16 protein-coding genes and 1 pseudogene are annotated in these 17,955 nt (G+C 51.5%); 12 read left to right on the forward strand and 5 right to left on the reverse strand.

The genetic code is table 11. From position 1 onward, the window contains the following. Window positions 1–374 precede the first annotated feature (374 nt). The gene (locus NC856_RS02615; protein ID WP_264088847.1) at window positions 375–641 is read left to right on the forward strand and encodes a hypothetical protein; all 267 of its coding nucleotides are present in this window, start codon (window positions 375–377) and stop codon (window positions 639–641) included. Between the two features lie 53 nt (window positions 642–694). Here NC856_RS02615 and icd read toward each other — a convergent pair whose 3' ends face one another. After that, window positions 695–1,948 (reverse strand): NADP-dependent isocitrate dehydrogenase, encoded by a 1,254-nt coding sequence (gene icd, locus NC856_RS02620; RefSeq protein ID WP_264088848.1) that lies wholly within the window; start codon window positions 1,946–1,948, stop codon window positions 695–697. A gap of 131 nt (window positions 1,949–2,079) precedes the next feature. Between icd and rluE the strand changes: the two genes are divergently transcribed. From rluE to NC856_RS02655, 7 genes and pseudogenes are all read left to right on the forward strand, one after another. Next, window positions 2,080–2,706 (forward strand): 23S rRNA pseudouridine(2457) synthase RluE, encoded by a 627-nt coding sequence (gene rluE, locus NC856_RS02625; RefSeq protein ID WP_264088902.1) that lies wholly within the window; start codon window positions 2,080–2,082, stop codon window positions 2,704–2,706. Further along, window positions 2,699–3,145 carry an NUDIX hydrolase gene (locus NC856_RS02630; protein ID WP_264088850.1) on the forward strand — a complete coding sequence of 149 codons (447 nt, stop codon included), beginning with the start codon at window positions 2,699–2,701 and terminating at the stop codon, window positions 3,143–3,145. The genes rluE and NC856_RS02630 overlap by 8 nt, the downstream gene beginning before the upstream one ends. Before the next feature lie 104 nt (window positions 3,146–3,249). After that, complete coding sequence (mnmA, locus tag NC856_RS02635; protein ID WP_264088851.1) at window positions 3,250–4,356, forward strand: tRNA 2-thiouridine(34) synthase MnmA; 1,107 nt, start codon at window positions 3,250–3,252, stop codon at window positions 4,354–4,356. 2 nt (window positions 4,357–4,358) lie between these two features. Continuing rightward, complete coding sequence (gene hflD, locus NC856_RS02640) at window positions 4,359–4,988, forward strand: high frequency lysogenization protein HflD (RefSeq protein ID WP_264088852.1); 630 nt, start codon at window positions 4,359–4,361, stop codon at window positions 4,986–4,988. A 143-nt stretch (window positions 4,989–5,131) separates the two neighbouring features. Next, entirely contained in the window at window positions 5,132–6,502 is a 1,371-nt protein-coding gene (purB, locus tag NC856_RS02645) for an adenylosuccinate lyase (RefSeq protein WP_264088853.1), read from the forward strand. Window positions 6,503–6,674: 172 nt separating this feature from the next. Further along, window positions 6,675–7,448, forward strand: a pseudogene (locus NC856_RS02650) (ATP-binding protein); the annotation flags it as partial. Between the two features lie 68 nt (window positions 7,449–7,516). After that, window positions 7,517–8,638 carry a ribosomal protein uL16 3-hydroxylase gene (locus NC856_RS02655; RefSeq protein ID WP_264088854.1) on the forward strand — a complete coding sequence of 374 codons (1,122 nt, stop codon included), beginning with the start codon at window positions 7,517–7,519 and terminating at the stop codon, window positions 8,636–8,638. Between the two features lie 81 nt (window positions 8,639–8,719). Here the strand turns inward: NC856_RS02655 and pepT are convergent, their stop codons facing one another. After that, window positions 8,720–9,952: a peptidase T gene (gene pepT, locus NC856_RS02660; RefSeq protein WP_264088855.1), complete on the reverse strand. Its 1,233-nt coding sequence runs from the start codon at window positions 9,950–9,952 to the stop codon at window positions 8,720–8,722. Window positions 9,953–10,357: 405 nt separating this feature from the next. Between pepT and potA the strand changes: the two genes are divergently transcribed. From potA to potD, 4 genes are all read left to right on the forward strand, one after another. Next, complete coding sequence (gene potA, locus NC856_RS02665) at window positions 10,358–11,473, forward strand: spermidine/putrescine ABC transporter ATP-binding protein PotA (RefSeq protein WP_264088856.1); 1,116 nt, start codon at window positions 10,358–10,360, stop codon at window positions 11,471–11,473. Next, complete coding sequence (potB, locus tag NC856_RS02670) at window positions 11,457–12,317, forward strand: spermidine/putrescine ABC transporter permease PotB (RefSeq protein ID WP_264088857.1); 861 nt, start codon at window positions 11,457–11,459, stop codon at window positions 12,315–12,317. Before potA ends, potB begins: the two co-directional genes overlap by 17 nt. Next, window positions 12,314–13,090: a spermidine/putrescine ABC transporter permease PotC gene (gene potC, locus NC856_RS02675; RefSeq protein ID WP_264088903.1), complete on the forward strand. Its 777-nt coding sequence runs from the start codon at window positions 12,314–12,316 to the stop codon at window positions 13,088–13,090. Before potB ends, potC begins: the two co-directional genes overlap by 4 nt. Before the next feature lie 101 nt (window positions 13,091–13,191). Beyond that, entirely contained in the window at window positions 13,192–14,235 is a 1,044-nt protein-coding gene (gene potD / locus NC856_RS02680) for a spermidine/putrescine ABC transporter substrate-binding protein PotD (protein ID WP_264088859.1), read from the forward strand. Window positions 14,236–14,319: 84 nt separating this feature from the next. Here the strand turns inward: potD and prc are convergent, their stop codons facing one another. From prc to NC856_RS02695, 3 genes are all read right to left on the reverse strand, one after another. Then, on the reverse strand, window positions 14,320–16,341 hold the full coding sequence (gene prc / locus NC856_RS02685) for a carboxy terminal-processing peptidase (RefSeq protein ID WP_264088860.1): 2,022 nt from the start codon (window positions 16,339–16,341) through the stop codon (window positions 14,320–14,322). A 19-nt stretch (window positions 16,342–16,360) separates the two neighbouring features. Further along, window positions 16,361–17,089, reverse strand: coding sequence for an RNA chaperone ProQ (proQ, locus tag NC856_RS02690; RefSeq protein ID WP_264088861.1), 729 nt, complete (start codon window positions 17,087–17,089; stop codon window positions 16,361–16,363). Window positions 17,090–17,173: 84 nt separating this feature from the next. Further along, window positions 17,174–17,680, reverse strand: coding sequence for a GAF domain-containing protein (locus NC856_RS02695; RefSeq protein ID WP_264088862.1), 507 nt, complete (start codon window positions 17,678–17,680; stop codon window positions 17,174–17,176). Between the last annotated feature and the right edge of the window lie 275 nt (window positions 17,681–17,955).

A 17,955-nucleotide genomic window follows, 5' to 3' on the forward strand; every position in this document is an offset into this window, starting at 1 on the left:
CTCCCCGACATGCCGCTACCAGCATGCCTTTATGAAATCAATCGACTGCGTTATTTCCCACAACGGGATTTTCATAAGAACAAAATGCATATCGAAAAATTGTGATTTAGATCAAATTAAATCTACGTTTTTAATAAAGTCGCGGCGTAATAAGATGAAGCCATAAAACGACTTATTTCATTAGATTTCTTGATAGCGGTAATTACCGGACTGAATAACAAAATAAACAGGCGAGGCTTTCATAACATGAAATACAAAAAACGCGCAATACTATGTTTTCTCAATGATTATACTCATCGTAATCCTGACGGAAGGTAGAAACACAATCCCGCGCCTATACTCATAGCATCATCAGTAAGATTTCAGAGGCAACTATGCTTTGGTTTGAAGAAGGTCTGTATGTGAGAATAAAAGAGTTGGAAAATGGCCCTACCCCTTTGCCACTCAAAAGCGGCTTTAATACTGAAATGGCATACCGCGCAATTGGCGTATTCAATCCATCTGAAACGTCTGACGCCTATTACATCCTGTCCAATGACCGGGATGAAGTTTGGTTTATCTGTAACCGCCACCTGAGAACCGTCGCGCTGTCACCCCTGCCAGCCAATTTCAGACGCCCATTGGCCTCATTTCAGCAATGAAAACAAAGAGGCCGATAACAGCCTCCTTGTTCTTAATCTTCGACAGACACTGATTACATGTTATCGATGATGTCCTGCGCAAACTCACTACATTTCCGCAGCTTAGCGCCTTCCATCAGCCGTTCGAAATCGTAGGTCACGGTCTTGTTCTTGATCGCACCCTCAACGCCTTTAACAATTAAATCCGCCGCTTCGAACCATTGCAGGTGACGCAGCATCATCTCAGCGGACAGGATAACGGAGCCGGGGTTCACTTTGTCCTGCCCCGCGTATTTCGGTGCTGTGCCGTGAGTCGCTTCGAACAGGGCACATTCATCGCCGATGTTGGCGCCCGGCGCGATGCCAATACCGCCAACCTGTGCGGCCAGAGCATCGGAAATATAGTCGCCGTTAAGGTTCATACAGGCGATAACGTCATATTCGGCAGGACGCAGCAGGATTTGCTGCAAAAAGGCATCGGCAATGACGTCTTTCACCACAATGTCTTTGCCGGTGTTCGGATTTTTGATTTTTACCCACGGTCCGCCATCGATCAGTTCACCGCCAAATTCCTCGCGCGCCAACTGGTAGCCCCAGTCTTTAAAGGCGCCCTCGGTGAATTTCATGATGTTGCCTTTGTGCACCAGAGTGACGGAATCACGATCATTGGTGATGGCATATTCAATCGCGGCGCGAACCAGGCGTTTCGTGCCTTGTTCGGAACAAGGTTTAATACCGATACCACACTGCTCAGGGAAACGGATTTTATTGACGCCCATTTCATCACGCAGGAATTTGATAACTTTATCCGCTTCCGCCGACCCCGCTTTCCATTCGATTCCGGCGTAGATATCTTCCGCATTTTCACGGAAGATCACCATATTGGTCAGTTCAGGATGTTTTACCGGGCTGGGCGTGCCTTCATAGTAGCGAACCGGACGCAGACAGACATACAAGTCCAACTGTTGTCGCAGCGCAACGTTCAGCGAACGAATGCCGCCGCCGACTGGCGTCGTCAACGGGCCTTTAATCGCAACACGGTATTCACGAATCAGATCCAGCGTTTCTTCCGGCAGCCAAACGTCTTTACCATAAATTTGTGTGGATTTTTCGCCAGTATAAATTTCCATCCAGGAAATCGCGCGCTGCCCCTGATAGGCTTTTTTCACCGCCGCGTTCACGACATTGATCATAGCTGGCGTCACATCGACACCAATGCCGTCCCCTTCAATAAACGGAATAACCGGATTATTGGGAACAATCAGTTTGCCCAGGGCATCAACCGTGATCTTTTGCCCGTCTGTCGGTACAACTACTTTGCTTTCCATTAACCTCTCCTTCGAGCGCAGTTTTGTTAATGACTTGTAAGATGTGGGTCAATACTACTTCAATGTTCAGCCCGCGCCAATCGCAAACTATTTCGAGTATAATGCTTTTGTTTTTCGCGGCTATAAAGATGATGAAGAGATTCTCTGTTAAAAATCACAACGTTAAACGATTCAGTTCACAGACGGCAACTAAAAGGCGGGCAGATAACACCCCGCGGCGCGTCGTGCTGTTCAATAAACCCTTTGATGTCTTGCCGCAGTTCACTGATGAAGCGGGCCGCAAAACATTGAAAGACTATATCCCATTCAGCGGCATCTATGCAGCCGGACGTTTGGATCGCGATAGCGAAGGGCTGATGCTGCTGACCAATGACGGTAAGTTACAGGCCAGACTCACGCAACCAGCACAAAAAACGGCAAAAATCTATTATGTTCAGGTCGAAGGCATCCCGGATGAAGACGCGCTGGCGCGATTTCGGCGCGGGCTTGAACTGAAAGATGGAAAAACATTGCCGGCAGGCGCCGAGATCGTTGCGGCCCCGGCGTGGTTATGGCCACGTGTTCCACCGATTCGGGAGCGAAAAAGCATTCCCGATTGCTGGCTGAAAATTACGTTGTATGAAGGGCGTAACCGGCAGGTCCGCCGCATGACCGCGCATATCGGTTACCCTACATTGCGTCTGATTCGCTACGGCATGGCCAACCATACCGTGGAAAATTTGTCACCCGGAGAATGGAAGGAAATCACAGATGTTTAAACCTCATGTTACGGTAGCCTGCGTTGTTCAGGCCGAGAACCATTTTCTGGTGGTTGAAGAGTTGATTAACGGCAAGCGTCTGTGGAATCAACCCGCAGGACATCTGGAAGCCGATGAAACCCTGATCCAAGCGGCCAGTCGTGAACTGTGGGAGGAAACCGGCATTCACGCCGTACCGCAACATTTTCTGCGTCTGCATCAATGGATTGCGCCCGACCAGACGCCGTTTCTGCGTTTCTGTTTTGCGCTCGATCTCCCGCATCGTGCCGCAACCCAGCCTCATGACAGCGATATCGACTGCTGCCGCTGGCTGAGCGCCGGGGAGATCCTGCATTCATCTTGCTTGCGATCCCCACTGGTGGCGGAAAGTATTCGCTGCTATCAGCAGCCGGAACGCTATCCGTTGACGCTGCTGCAAGCCTTTAACTGGCCTTTTTAACCGCCCGCGCGTCAGGAATAGCGGTGCAGGCCCCCACGCAACATGCTAAAATGCGCCGCTTGTTTTCGCTTTAACGCATAAGTATTTCAGTTCGTGAGACTTCCATGTCAGATAACAGCCAGAAAAAAGTGATTGTCGGTATGTCCGGCGGGGTTGATTCATCCGTTTCCGCCTACCTGTTACAGCAACAGGGTTATCATGTTGAAGGCCTGTTCATGAAGAACTGGGAAGAGGATGACGACACCGAGTATTGCTCCGCAGCCACCGATCTTGCCGATGCCCAGGCCGTTTGCGATAAGCTGGGTATTGAACTGCACACCGTCAACTTTGCCGCCGAATACTGGGATAACGTATTTGAATTGTTCCTGGCGGAATATAAAGCGGGCCGCACCCCCAACCCGGATATTCTGTGCAACAAGGAAATCAAATTCAAAGCGTTTCTTGAGTTTGCCGCCGAAGATCTTGGCGCTGATTACATTGCGACAGGTCACTATGTCCGCCGTCAGGACGTTGACGGCAAAAGCCGTTTGCTGCGCGGTGTGGATGGCAATAAAGACCAGAGCTACTTCCTTTATACGTTAAGCCACGATCAAATCGCGCAAAGCCTGTTCCCTGTCGGGGAACTGGAAAAACCCGAAGTTCGTAAAATCGCTGAGCAGTTGGAACTGGCTACCGCCAAAAAGAAAGATTCCACGGGAATTTGTTTCATCGGCGAGCGTAAATTCACCGATTTTCTGGCGCGCTATCTGCCTGCCCAGCCTGGCCCGATATTGTCCGTTGATGATGGCAAACCGATGGGACAGCATCAGGGGTTGATGTACCACACACTGGGACAGCGTAAAGGATTAGGGATCGGCGGCGTCAAAGACGGCGGCGAAGATCCGTGGTACGTCGTGGACAAAGACGTCGCTAATAATATTCTGTACGTCGCACAAGGGCATGAGCACCCGCGCCTGATGTCTTACGGGTTAATCGCTCAACAGTTGCATTGGGTTGACCGCCAACCGCTGACCGCGGCATTACGTTGCACGGTGAAAACCCGCTACCGTCAGGCAGATATCCCTTGTACGGTTACCCCACTCGGCGAAGATCGTCTCTCGGTACGTTTTGATGAACTGGTCGCCGCGGTAACCCCAGGTCAGTCCGCCGTCTTCTATCTGGGTGACGTCTGCCTCGGCGGGGGTATCATTGAAGAACGCTTACAGGAGTGATTGTGGCGAAAAATTATCATGACATTACGCTGGCGCTGGCGGGTATCTGTCAGTCGGCCCATCTGGTGCATCAGTTGGCGAATACGGGCCATTGCGACAACGACATTCTCCACACCTCGCTGAACAGTATTCTGGTGGTTAATCCGGCATCCACGCTGGCGGTTTATGGCGATGCGGAAAGTAACCTAAAAACAGGACTGGAAACCTTGCTCGGCATTCTGAATACCAGTAGCGACAAAGGCGCCGGGGCAGAACTGTCACGTTATGCGTTCAGCCTGATTGCGCTGGAACGCAAGCTCAAAGCAAAACCCGCGTCATTAAATGAACTGGGTAACCGTATCGGACAATTGGAACGTCAGTTAGAGCATTTTGAACTGCTGTCTGATACGATCATCAGCGCGCTGGCGGGCATTTATGTTGATGTCATCAGTACCCTAGGCCCACGCATCCAGGTGACAGGCGCGCCGGAAGTGCTGAAAAACACGCAGGTTCAGGCCAAAGTGCGTGCGGCGCTGTTGGCGGGCATTCGTTCCGCGGTGCTGTGGCAGCAGATTGGCGGAGGACGCCTGCAACTGATGTTTTCCCGTAGCCATCTGATCAAAGAAGCCAAACAGATACTGGCGCGTTGCTGACGCGCAATACATTCGTTATACATTAGACAGGTTCGATGAATGCCGATCCCCGCCAGCGCGGGGACGATGAAACGCCGACAGGCTGTTGAGCATCGGAACCCGATATTCATGTTTATTAAAATCAATCCCAGGAGTTGCTTGCGATGGAATTATCCTCACTGACCGCCGTTTCCCCTATAGATGGACGCTACGGCGATAAAGTCAGCACGTTGCGCACGATTTTCAGCGAGTTCGGTCTGCTGAAGTTCCGCGTACAGGTTGAAGTACGTTGGCTGCAAAAATTGGCGGCCTGTGCAGAAATCCGGGAAGTTCCTGCATTTGATCGCGACGCAAACGCTTTCCTTGACCACATTGTCGCCGAATTCAGCGAGCAGGATGCCGAGCGCATCAAGACCATTGAACGCACGACTAACCATGATGTGAAAGCCGTCGAATACTTTCTGAAAGAGAAAGTGGCGGCAGTGCCTGCGTTGCATGCCGTGAACGAATTCATCCACTTCGCCTGTACATCCGAAGACATCAACAACCTGTCTCACGCCTTGATGCTGGATACGGCGCGGCGCGACGTGATTTTACCGCACTGGCGTAAAATTATTGATGCGCTGGCGGATCTGGCCCGGCAATACCGCGACATTCCGCTGCTCTCCCGCACGCACGGTCAACCGGCGACGCCGTCCACCATCGGCAAAGAGTTCGCCAACGTGACTTACCGGATGGAACGTCAGTATCGTCAACTTCAGCAGGTCGAAATTCTGGGCAAGATCAACGGCGCGGTCGGTAACTACAATGCACACCTTGCCGCTTATCCAGAAGTCGACTGGCATCAGTTCAGCGAAAGCTTTGTCACCTCGCTGGGCATTAGCTGGAACCCCTACACCACGCAAATCGAACCGCATGATTACATCGCCGAACTGTTTGACTGCATCGCGCGTTTCAATACCATTCTGATCGACTTCGACCGTGATATCTGGGGTTACATCGCCCTGAATCACTTCAAGCAGAAAACCATCGCGGGTGAAATCGGTTCTTCCACCATGCCGCATAAAGTGAACCCGATTGATTTTGAAAACTCCGAAGGCAACCTGGGGCTGGCGAATGCCGTGTTGGGCCATCTGGCCGGTAAACTGCCGGTTTCCCGCTGGCAACGCGACCTGACCGACTCTACCGTTCTGCGTAATCTGGGCGTTGGCGTGGGCTATGCGCTGATTGCGTACCAGGCGACCCTGAAAGGCATCAGCAAACTGGAAGTGAACCGCGATCGTCTTGCTGACGAACTGGATCACAATTGGGAAGTGCTGGCGGAGCCTATTCAGACCGTGATGCGACGCTACGGCATTGAGAAACCGTATGAAAAGCTTAAAGAATTGACCCGCGGCAAACGCGTTGATGCAGCGGGCATTCAGGCCTTTATTGACGGACTGGCGCTGCCGGAAGAAGAAAAAATCCGGTTGAAAGCCATGACGCCAGCCAACTATATTGGTCGCGCCATCACCATGGTTGACGAATTGAAATAAGCTGACGAACTGAAATAATTTGTACTGGCGGGCGTTCGCGCCCGCCTTTTCTAACGTAAATTTTCCCCTGCTCTCCCTACCCGTTTATGCCCTGTTTATTATCACTGTGGATAATCTGATACTTTTAAATGAGCGTGGTGAACTTATTATTTATAAGTTTCGACCGGATTCACTCAGACTTAGTACGCGCGAGCAATTGGATGAAAATCCGCCCCAGGAACTATCGAGTCTGGTAAAAAACCTGAATATCCTGCTGAATAATGAACGACAGCGCTATCATAAATATCGCACTACCCTGATGGATCTGACGCACAGCCTGAAAACGCCGCTGGCGGTGCTGCAAACCACATTGCGAGCGTTGCGCACCGGTAAAGAAATCCACATCGATCAAGCCGAACCCCTCATGCTGTCACAAATCAGCCGCATATCGCAGCAGATTGGTTACTATCTGCATCGCGCCAGCATCCGTTCCGAACATCACATGCTGATGCGGGAAGTTCACTCGGTGCAGGCAATGCTGGATAGTCTCTGTTCCGCTCTGAACAAAGTATATCAACGAAAAGGTGTGGTGCTGACGCTGGACATTTCTCCCGAACTGACGTTTGTCGGTGAAAAAAACGATTTTATGGAAGTATTGGGCAACATCCTGGACAACGCCTGCAAATACTGCCTGGAGTTTGTGGAGATCAGCGCCCAGTATTCCGATCATAAACTGCATCTAATCATTGACGATGATGGTCCCGGCATCCCGCTCGGCAAACACGAGGTGATGTTCCAGCGCGGACAACGCGCGGATCAAATGCGTCCCGGCCAAGGTATTGGCTTATCCGTCGTAGCGGAAGTTATTGAACAATATCAAGGCGAGATCCTCATCAGTGAAAGTGCGCTGGGCGGCGCCAGGGTTGAAGCCATCTTCTCTCGCCAGAATCTTGGCCAGAATGAGTGAAAGTCAGTACAGCAGACGGCACTTCGACTATAATGCCATCAGCCCCCTTGTTTGCCGGAAAATATGGTATGGACTATCAACTCAATCTCGACTGGCCGGATTTTTTGGCGCGCTACTGGCAACAACGCCCGGTCATTATCAAACACGGTTTCACCAATTTCATCGATCCGATTTCCCCTGATGAGCTTGCCGGTCTGTCGCTGGAAAATGAAGTCGATAGCCGTCTGGTGAGCCATAAAAATGGCCGCTGGCAGGTTAGCCACGGCCCGTTTGAAAGCTTCGATCATCTGGGTGAAACCAACTGGTCGCTGCTGGTTCAGGCCGTTGACCATTGGCATGAGCCCTCCGCCGCGCTGATGCGCCCTTTCCGTCAACTACCGGACTGGCGCATGGATGATCTGATGATCTCTTTTGCCGTGCCGGGCGGCGGCGTCGGTCCACATCTGGATCAATACGACGTGTTCATCATTCAAGGCACCGGACGCCGCCGTTGGCGCGTGGGCGAAAAGATCCCGATGAAACAGCATTGTCCGCACCCAGATTTGCTACAGGTTGATCCATTTGAAGCCATCATTGATGAAGAAATGGAGCCAGGCGACATTCTGTATATTCCGCCGGGTTTCCCGCACGAGGGCTATTCGCTGGAAAACGCGCTCAACTATTCCGTTGGTTTCCGCGCCCCGAATGCTCGCGAACTGGTGAGCGGTTTCGCTGATTATGTCCTTTCCCGCGAACTTGGCAGCTATCGCTACAGCGATCCCGCCATTCCCACGCGCGATCATCCGGCGCTCATTCTGCCGCAAGAGATGAATGCGCTTCAGAAAATGATGCTGGAACTGGTTCAGCAACCAGAACATTTCCAGAACTGGTTTGGCGAATTTATCTCTCAATCCCGCCATGAGCTTGATGTCGCGCCGCCGGAGCCGCCCTATCAGGCCAGCGAAATCTATGATTATCTGCAACAAGGGGAACCATTGCGTCGCCTGGGCGGATTGCGTGTCTTGTGTGTCGGCGATGACTGCTTTGTAAACGGCGAAAAAATTGATAGCCCGCATAAGCAGGCTCTTTTGGCGCTGGCCGAACATCATGTTATTGATATATCGATGTTGCGCGACGCGCTGGACGACCCCGCGTTTCTGACGCAACTCACTATTCTGATAAACAGCGGTTACTGGTATTTTGCTGATTAGTCAATAAGACATAAACATCAGGCGGGGAGAACCCCGCCTGATGTTTATTATAACGACATCGCTCACAGCAAAATAAACTGACTATAATCTGGCCTGCTGAGCAGTCAATTCGGCAATTCGCATAATTACGGATACTGCCTGCTCCATGCCTTCCAGCGTCACAAACTCATGCTTTCCGTGGTAATTGTAGCCGCCGGTGAACAAATTCGGGCAAGGCAATCCCTGAAACGACAGATGCGCGCCATCAGTTCCGCCGCGAATCGGTTTGAAAACAGGTTCAATATGACAATCCCGCATGGCCTGCTGCGCCAGTGCAATAATATGCGGGTGTTGCTCAACCTGTTCGCGCATATTGTAATAGCTGTCGGTGATCGTCACTTCGATATAACAATTCGGGTGCAACCCCGCCCCGACCTTCTCAGCAATGTCGATCATCTTCTGTTTGCGCCGTTCAAAACCTGAGCGATCAAAATCACGCACGATGTAGTGCATCTCCGCTCGTTCCACCACCCCTTTGATACTTTGCAAATGATAGAACCCCTGATAGCCTTCAGTTTTTTCAGGCGACTCTTCTTGCGGTACTGCCTGATGGAAGCGCGATGCCAGTGTCAGCGCGTTGACCATGACGCCTTTGGCGCTACCGGTGTGGACATTATTCCCTACAATTTTCACCGTTACCGCCGCGGCATTGAAGTTCTCATACTCCAGTTCGCCCACCCCACCGCCGTCAACGGTATAGGCCCACTGCGCATTGAATGTATTCACATCAAAGAACTGCGCACCTTTGCCAATTTCCTCATCGGGCGTAAACGCCATACGAATTTCCCCGTGCGGCGTCTGACGCTTTTTCAAACGCACCATCGCCGTGATAATTTCGGCTATCCCGGCTTTATCATCCGCGCCAAGCAGCGTTTTACCGTCGGTGGTGATCAGCGTATGGCCCAACAGTTGATGCAGCACCGGGAACATGACCGGCGATAGCACCTCATCGCCCATTCCCAGCGCAATATCACCGCCGCGATAGTTTTCCAGAATTTGCGGATTAACATTCTTGCCGGTGTAATCGGGCGACGTATCCATGTGAGAAATAAAACCGATGGTCGGCACTGCCCAGGCTACATTGGCAGGCAGCGTCGCCATCACGCAACCCTGTTTGCTGAGCGTCACCTGTTCAAATCCCAATTCCAGCAATTCCTGCTGCAAGGCGCGCGCAAGCCTTAGCTGGCCTTCCGTACTCGGCACTTGCCGAACGCCGGACTTTGACTGAGTATCAAAAGAAACGTAATTCAAAAACCTGTCGAGTAATTTATCCATCTCTATTGCCCCCCGAACCTTGTCTGGCATTATGCGGATGGCTGCCAACACGGATATTGCGTCAGGTCAGTTTTTACTGTAATAGCGTTCCGAAGCGAAAAAAGCGGGGATCACCCGGAAATAATGCACTTCGCGCCTTGCCCCACGCCACAATGTCACAGCTTGTCGCCAGGGGAGAAACAATTGCGAAACATCAATGCACCATACTTGCTACTTCTTTCATCGCACTCTCCCTCTCTATCGATATTTCCGGTTCGAAGTATGGCTACACAAGTTGGCGTTACGCCTCGTTTCCCGTAAAATGCCGCCCTCGACTAAGCTCGTAGGCTGAAGGTGATAACCCTTGGCGTGCACGCAACGGATTTTCCGTGGACACGCCATACTTGGATACAGAGCAATACCTTAATGAAAGATAATTCTCCCGCTACGCCGGTCGTCGAGTTGATCGAGGTCCAAAAAGGTTTTGATGGCAAAGACATCATTTCTCACTTTAATCTCACCATTAATCACGGTGAGTTTCTGACTATTCTCGGTCCTTCCGGCTGCGGTAAAACCACCGTATTACGATTGATTGCCGGACTGGAAACCGTCGATAGCGGCAATGTTATTCTTGAAAACCAGAATATTACCCACCAGCCTGCCGAACACCGGCACATTAATACCGTTTTCCAAAGTTATGCCCTATTTCCTCATCTTAGCGTGTTTGACAATGTCGCTTTCGGCTTGCGGATGCAGAAAACGCCCGCGTCCGACATTGCCCCGCGCGTTATCGAAGCCCTGAAGATGGTGCAACTGGAGAGTCTGGCGCAACGCCGCCCGCATCAACTCTCTGGCGGGCAGCAACAGCGCGTGGCGATTGCCCGTGCGGTCGTCAATCAACCGAAGGTTCTGCTGCTGGATGAACCACTCTCGGCCCTTGACTACAAATTGCGCAAACAGATGCAGAATGAGTTGAAAGCTCTGCAACGTAAGCTGGGCATTACGTTTATTTTCGTGACGCACGATCAGGAAGAAGCGCTCACCATGTCCGATCGCATCGTGGTGATGCGCGATGGCCGTATTGAGCAAGACGGCACGCCGCGTGAAATCTACGAAGAGCCTAAAAACCTGTTTGTCGCCAGCTTTATCGGTGAAATCAATATTCTTGATGCCACCGTATTGGCGCATCTTGACCAACAGCGGGTACGCGCCCGTGTGGAAGGACATGAATGCGTGATTACCGTCAGTTCCCCGGTTAGCGTTGGACAGCACCTCAACGTGCTGCTGCGGCCGGAAGACCTGAGGGTGGAGGAAATCAATGACAGTGCGCGCGCCGAAGGAATTATCGGGTACGTGCGTGAGCGAAATTACAAAGGTATGACGCTGGAATCCAACATCGAGCTTGAGAACGGAAAAATGGTGATGGTCAGCGAGTTCTTTAATGAAGACGATCCTGATTTCGATCACTCTCTCAATCAGAAAGTCGCCGTGACCTGGGTTGAAAGCTGGGAGGTCGTTCTACACGATGAAGACGCCGCGTAAACGCTTTCAGAACATCATAATCACTATCATTGTCGCCTGGCTGACGCTGTTCGTTTTTATGCCGAACCTGATGATTATCGGCGCCAGTTTCCTGACGCGCGACGACACCGATCTGATCAGTCTGGTGTTCACACTGGACAACTACGTTCGTCTGCGCGATCCGATGTATGCCTCGGTGTTGCTGCACTCGCTGAATATGGCGCTGATCGCGACGCTCTGCTGCCTGCTCCTGGGCTATCCCTTCGCCTTTATTCTGGCTCGTCTGCCGGCACGCATCCGCCCACTGATGATGTTTCTGCTTATTGTCCCTTTCTGGACAAACTCGCTGATCCGTATTTACGGGCTGAAAATCTTTCTGAGCACTCGCGGACATCTGAACGAATTCCTAATGTGGATCGGCATCATTGATAAGCCTTTACGCATCATGTACACCTCCGAAGCGGTGGTACTCGGCCTGATCTACATTCTGCTGCCTTTTATGATATTGCCGCTCTATTCCAGCATTGAAAAACTGGATAAAGCCTATCTTGAAGCGGCCCGCGATCTGGGCGCCAATAAATACCAGACGTTTATCCGCGTCGTTATTCCCTTGACCATGCCGGGAATTATCGCTGGCTGTCTGCTGGTGCTGCTGCCGGCGATGGGGCTGTTCTTTGTCGCGGATCTGATGGGCGGCGCCAAAAACCTGTTGATTGGCAACGTGATCAAAAGTCAGTTCCTCAACATCCGTGACTGGCCCTTTGGCGCCGCGACCAGTATCTGCCTGACCTTGATCATGGGCGTGCTGCTGTTCATTTACTATCGCACGGCTCGCCTGATGAACAAGAAAGAGGAACTGGCATAATGGCACGTCTGCTGCGTGGCGGCTTTATGGCCATCATTTACGCCTATCTGTACATTCCCATCATCATTTTGATTGTGAACTCCTTCAATCAGGCGCGTTTCGGTATTAACTGGCAAGGCTTTACGCTGGACTGGTATCAGCGGTTGCTGAACAACGACAGTCTGTTGCAAGCCGCGCAACACTCGCTGACCATGGCGATCCTGTCCGCTACGTTCGCCACGCTGATTGGCTCGCTGACGGCGGTGGCGCTCTATCGTTATCGTTTTCGCGGTAAACCTTTCGTCAGCGGTATGTTGTTCGTGGTGATGATGTCGCCTGATATCGTTATGGCAATATCTCTGCTGGTGCTGTTTATGCTGTTGGGGATTTCACTGGGATTCTGGTCATTACTGTTTTCACATATCACATTTTGTCTGCCTTTCGTGGTAGTAACGGTTTATTCGCGCCTGAAAGGATTCGATGTTCGCATGCTGGAGGCCGCCCGTGATTTGGGCGCCAGCGAAGCGATTATTCTGCGGAAAATCATTCTGCCGTTAGCCATGCCAGCAGTGGCTGCTGGTTGGTTACTCAGTTTCACCTTATCCATGGACGACGTTGTAGTGTCGTCTTTTGTCACCGGCCCAACGTATGAGATTCTGCCGCTGAAAATTTACTCGATGGTCAAGGTCGGGGTTTCCCCGGAAGTGAATGCGTTAGCGACGATCCTGCTCATTCTGTCGTTATTTTTGGTGCTCAGCAGTCAGTTGATTCTGCGCGATCGCACCAGAAAATAATACCGAATGAAAGGTAAGAGTCAGCCGGCCTGCGGTTGGCGATGATAGAATATAACCAGATGACGGGTATAAATCCTTTGGGACATTTCAGGAGATAAGTAATGAAAACGTGGTCACATCTGCTGGCGGCCTGCGCGCTGGCTTTGGGGCTTAACAGCGCCAGCGCCGACGACGGCAAAACCCTCTATTTCTATAACTGGACAGAGTATGTTCCGCCAGGATTACTGGAACAGTTCACCAAAGAAACAGGCATCAAGGTGATCTACTCCACTTATGAATCCAATGAAAGCATGTATGCCAAGCTGAAAACCTATCAGGATGGCGCTTACGATCTGGTCGTGCCTTCAACTTACTTCATTGCCAAAATGAGTAAAGAAGGCATGCTGCAAAAGATCGATACCAGCAAGCTCAGCAATTTCCACAATCTTGACCCGAATCTGTTGCACAAATCTTTTGATCCCGATAACCACTACTCTATCCCTTATATCTGGGGCGCGACGGCGATTGGCGTGAATCGTGATGAAATCAACCCGGCCAGCGTCACGCGTTGGGCCGACCTGTGGGATACAAAGTATAAAAACAGTCTATTACTCACCGATGATGCGCGCGAAGTATTCCAGATCGCACTGCGCAAACTGGGTTATTCCGCTAACACCACCGATCCCAAAGAGATTGAAGCCGCCTATAACGAATTGAAAAAATTAATGCCGAACGTGCTGGCGTTTAACTCCGACAATCCCGGCAACCCGTTCATGGAAGGCGAAGTGAATCTGGGGATGGTGTGGAACGGTTCCGCCTATGTCGCCCGTCAGTCCGGTACGCCGCTGGATGTGATCTGGCCGCAGGAAGGCGGGATTTTCTGGATGGATAGTCTGGCTATCCCGGCGAATGCCAAAAACGTCGATGGCGCGATGAAAATGATTAACTTCCTGTTGCGTCCTGAGATTGCCGCGCAGGTGGCGGAAGCCATCGGCTACCCCACCCCTAATCTTGCGGCGAAGAAATTGTTGCCAGCGGATGTCTCCGGCGACAAAACGCTGTACCCGGATGATGAAACGATCAACAAAGGCGAATGGCAAAACGATGTCGGCAGCGCCAGTACGCTATATGAAACTTATTTTCAACAGTTGAAAGCGGGCCGTTAATCTTTTTATGTTCATCGCCTGATACGCAATCTGCAAAAAAAACCCCGGCGCGCCGGGGTTCTGAAGGAGATTGAACGCGAAAGGTTACTCTTTCTGCGCTTGCGCCAAATCCTGCGCAATGTGTACCGTTTCATCCAGATACGGATCGGGAGCCTGATAATCTTTAGGCAGATCCTCCAGTGACTTCAGCGGCTTTTTCCCTTCTCTCGCCAGACGATCGTTGATCCGCGCCAGACGCATCGTTTCGTCATCGTCATTTTCCTTCTCACGCTGAGCAAGATTGAGCGATACGATGTTACGTTTGTCTTTCAACGCGTTATAACGCGCGATATCTTCCGCCACATACTGGAACTCTGGATCTTTGGCGATCCGCTCCTGGTGCTGTTCGTTCAGCGCACTGACCAGCGGTTTAAGATCGCCACTCATTGTGTAGGTCGCGGCTTTAATGCTATCCCACGGCAGCGCGTTATCTTCAAACTTCTCACCGGTATCGACCGTTTCCGTTCCGGTCGGCATCATCACATCCGGCGTGACGCCTTTCATCTGCGTGCTGCCGCCATTGATACGATAGAATTTCTGGATCGTATACTGAACCGAACCTAACGCCGGCCATTCCGGGCGCAGCATTTGATCGTAGATGCGGTTCAGCGAACGATACTGCTGCACCGTACCTTTACCAAAAGTCGGTTCGCCCACAATCAACGCCCGGCCATAATCCTGCATCGCCGCCGCAAAGATTTCCGATGCCGAAGCGCTGAAACGGTCGACCAGCACCACCAGCGGCCCTTTGTAATACACCGTGCCGTCGGTGTCGCTGTCTTCACGGATTTTGCCGTTATTATCGCGGATCTGAACCACCGGCCCGCTTGGGATAAACAGGCCGGACAAACCGACAGCTTCCGTCAGCGCACCGCCGCCATTGCTACGCAAGTCAATCACGATGCTGCTGACATTCTGTTTTTCCAGCTTCTGCAACTGAACCTTGACGTCATCCGTCAGACCGACATAGAAACCGGGGATATCCAGTACGCCGACCTTCTCTTTGCCCACATTCTTGACCGACATTTTCACGGCGCGATCTTCAAGACGAATACGTTCGCGCGTCAGCGTCACCGTCCGGGTTTTGGTGCCTTTGCCGGCGGGCAGAATTTCCAGCCGCACTTTGCTGCCTTTCGGCCCTTTAATCAGCGCGACGACATCGTCAAGCCGCCAGCCGATAACGTCCACCATCGGTTTACCGGTCTGGCCCACGCCCACCACCCGATCGCCAACAGTCAGGCTTTTACTTTTCGCTGCCGGACCGCCAGGCACCATGGAGTTAATCACGGTGTAATCGTCATCCATTTGCAACACCGCGCCAATACCTTCCAGCGACAGACTCATTTCCGTATCGAACTGCTCGGTATTTCTTGGGGAGAGGTAGCTGGTGTGCGGATCGATTTCCCGCGCAAAGGCATTCATGATCAGCTGAAAAACATCTTCGCTGTTGCTTTGCGCCAGACGACGAATCGCAAACTGGTAACGTTTGGTCAGCGTTTCTTTGATCTCTTTATCATCTTTACCAGTCAGTTTCAGACTCAACCAGTCATACTTGACCTTGGCGTCCCATAACCGATTAAGTTCACCGACGTTTTGCGGCCAGGGCGCTTTGCCGCGATCCAGATCAATGGTGTCGTTGCCGGTAAAATCCATCGGCTTATCCAGTAACGACAATGCATATTGATAACGTTCAAAACGTCGTTTTTGCGCCAGATTATAAAGCGCGTAAGGGATATCCAGCTTGCCGGATTTGATACCCTCGCCCAGTTGGGTTTTATGCGTGGAAAACTGCGCGATATCCGATGCCAGCAATACATTGTGGCTGTAGTCGAGCATATTGAGATAACGCGAGAAAATTTTCTCTGAGAACTGTTCGTCCAGCATAAACTGGCGATAATGGGAGCGCAGGAAACGTGAGGCGACACGGTCGCTTATCGTCGCATGTTGTGGCTCCTGCTGAAGCTGGGGAATTTGCTCGATGCGCGTAATATTTTCATTGGCATTTGCAAAACCCGCGCCCGCCAACAATAAACCCGCGATGGCGGTCATTCTGACTAAATTGTTCATGCCCTGGTTGGCCTCCGTATCAGAACTGCAAGTGTTCTGCGCGTACAATCATTGCCATACCAGAAGCCAACTGAACTCTGACCTCACCTTTGGCAATCTCAAGCACAGTGGCATCCATGGCATCTTTGCCGGCTCTGACCTTGATTTCCTGACCGACTTGCAGTTTGGAAACATCCGTGACCGTGACGCGCTTAGGCTCGCTGGCGGCTGGTTTGGCTGGGCGTGGCTGAGCATTATCGGACTGCTGGGAAGCCGATGAACGAAATGAAGACTGACGTGCTTTGTGCGGCGTCGCGTTAGCGCCATTACGACCGCGACGCGCGTCACTCTTGCCCTGAGGACGTGGCGTACGCGCGGGCTCAGTAGACTCGCCAGCCGCTTCGCGTTTTTTCGCCTGTTGCTCGGCACGTTGCGCCTGCACCCTGGCTTTCGCTTCTTCCAGTTGCTTACGCGCATGCTCGACATGCTGTTGCTCCAATTCGCCGCACGGATTTCCATCTAAATCCACGCGCTGAGCGCCTAATTTGATGCCGTACAGATAACGCCAGCTTGAGGTATAGAGCCTCAATGCGGAACGCAATTGCGTTTTGCTTACGTTATCGGTTTCCGGCACTCGCGCAACAAGATCTTGAAATATACCGATCTTTAGCGGGCGGGTTTCACCTTCAGTGGTGAAACAACGCGGGAATCGCTCTGCTAAAAAGGCGATGACTTCTTTACTGCTGTTCAACTTAGGTTGATTTTCCATGAAATTTCCTGATTACAACGGGTTTGCCAACCAGCGCAGGCATGAACAGGCGTCATTATAATGACGCTATCAGCAATTGCTACGTTATCCTTGTCTCAACGTGAGAGAATTGATAAAAGTCAGCATATCGCTCTCTTCAAGTTGTGCGCAAAGTGCGTTCACCACGGCCTTGAGCCCCACTTCATCATCCGCGTCAAACCGTTGGTAAATCGTACTATCAATATCTAAAACACCGATCAATTGACCGCCCACGGTCAGCGGCAGAACAATTTCGGCATTACTTGCCGCATCGCAGGCAATATGACCGGGAAAGGCGTGCACGTCATCCACACGTTGGATACGATTTTCAGCGATCGCCCGACCACATACCCCTTTGCCCGCCGGAATACGGACACAAGCAACCCGTCCCTGAAAAGGCCCCAGGAACAGCGTATCGTTTTCCAGTAGATAAAACCCTGCCCAATTAACCCCATCCAGCCGTTCAAACAGTAATGCGCTACTGTTTGATAATATCGTGATAAAACGATGTTCTCCGGCGATCAGCGCTGACAGATCGCTGACCAGTTCCTTATAAAACGCATATTTATTCATATTAATAGGTAGTTGTCTTTTCAATGCAGGCAAATAACGGCACAACGCAATACTCAGTGTCCGCTACAGGATGCCATAAGATTTATTGATTCGCGCACAGAATCCTCCTCATTGCCATTCGTACGGCATGCATAATGTGCTATTTATGCGTGGAGCATCACATCAACACCGCAATCTTGGCGCCAGCCGTCTTTAGCTCGCGAAGATGAATCGCATAAACAGTGTAGCCTCATTTTACGGCGCGCATCATTCAGTTACGCTATGGCATCGTTAGG

The organism is Brenneria izbisi (genome assembly GCF_025840185.1).
GTDB classification, from domain to species: domain Bacteria; phylum Pseudomonadota; class Gammaproteobacteria; order Enterobacterales; family Enterobacteriaceae; genus Brenneria; species Brenneria izbisi.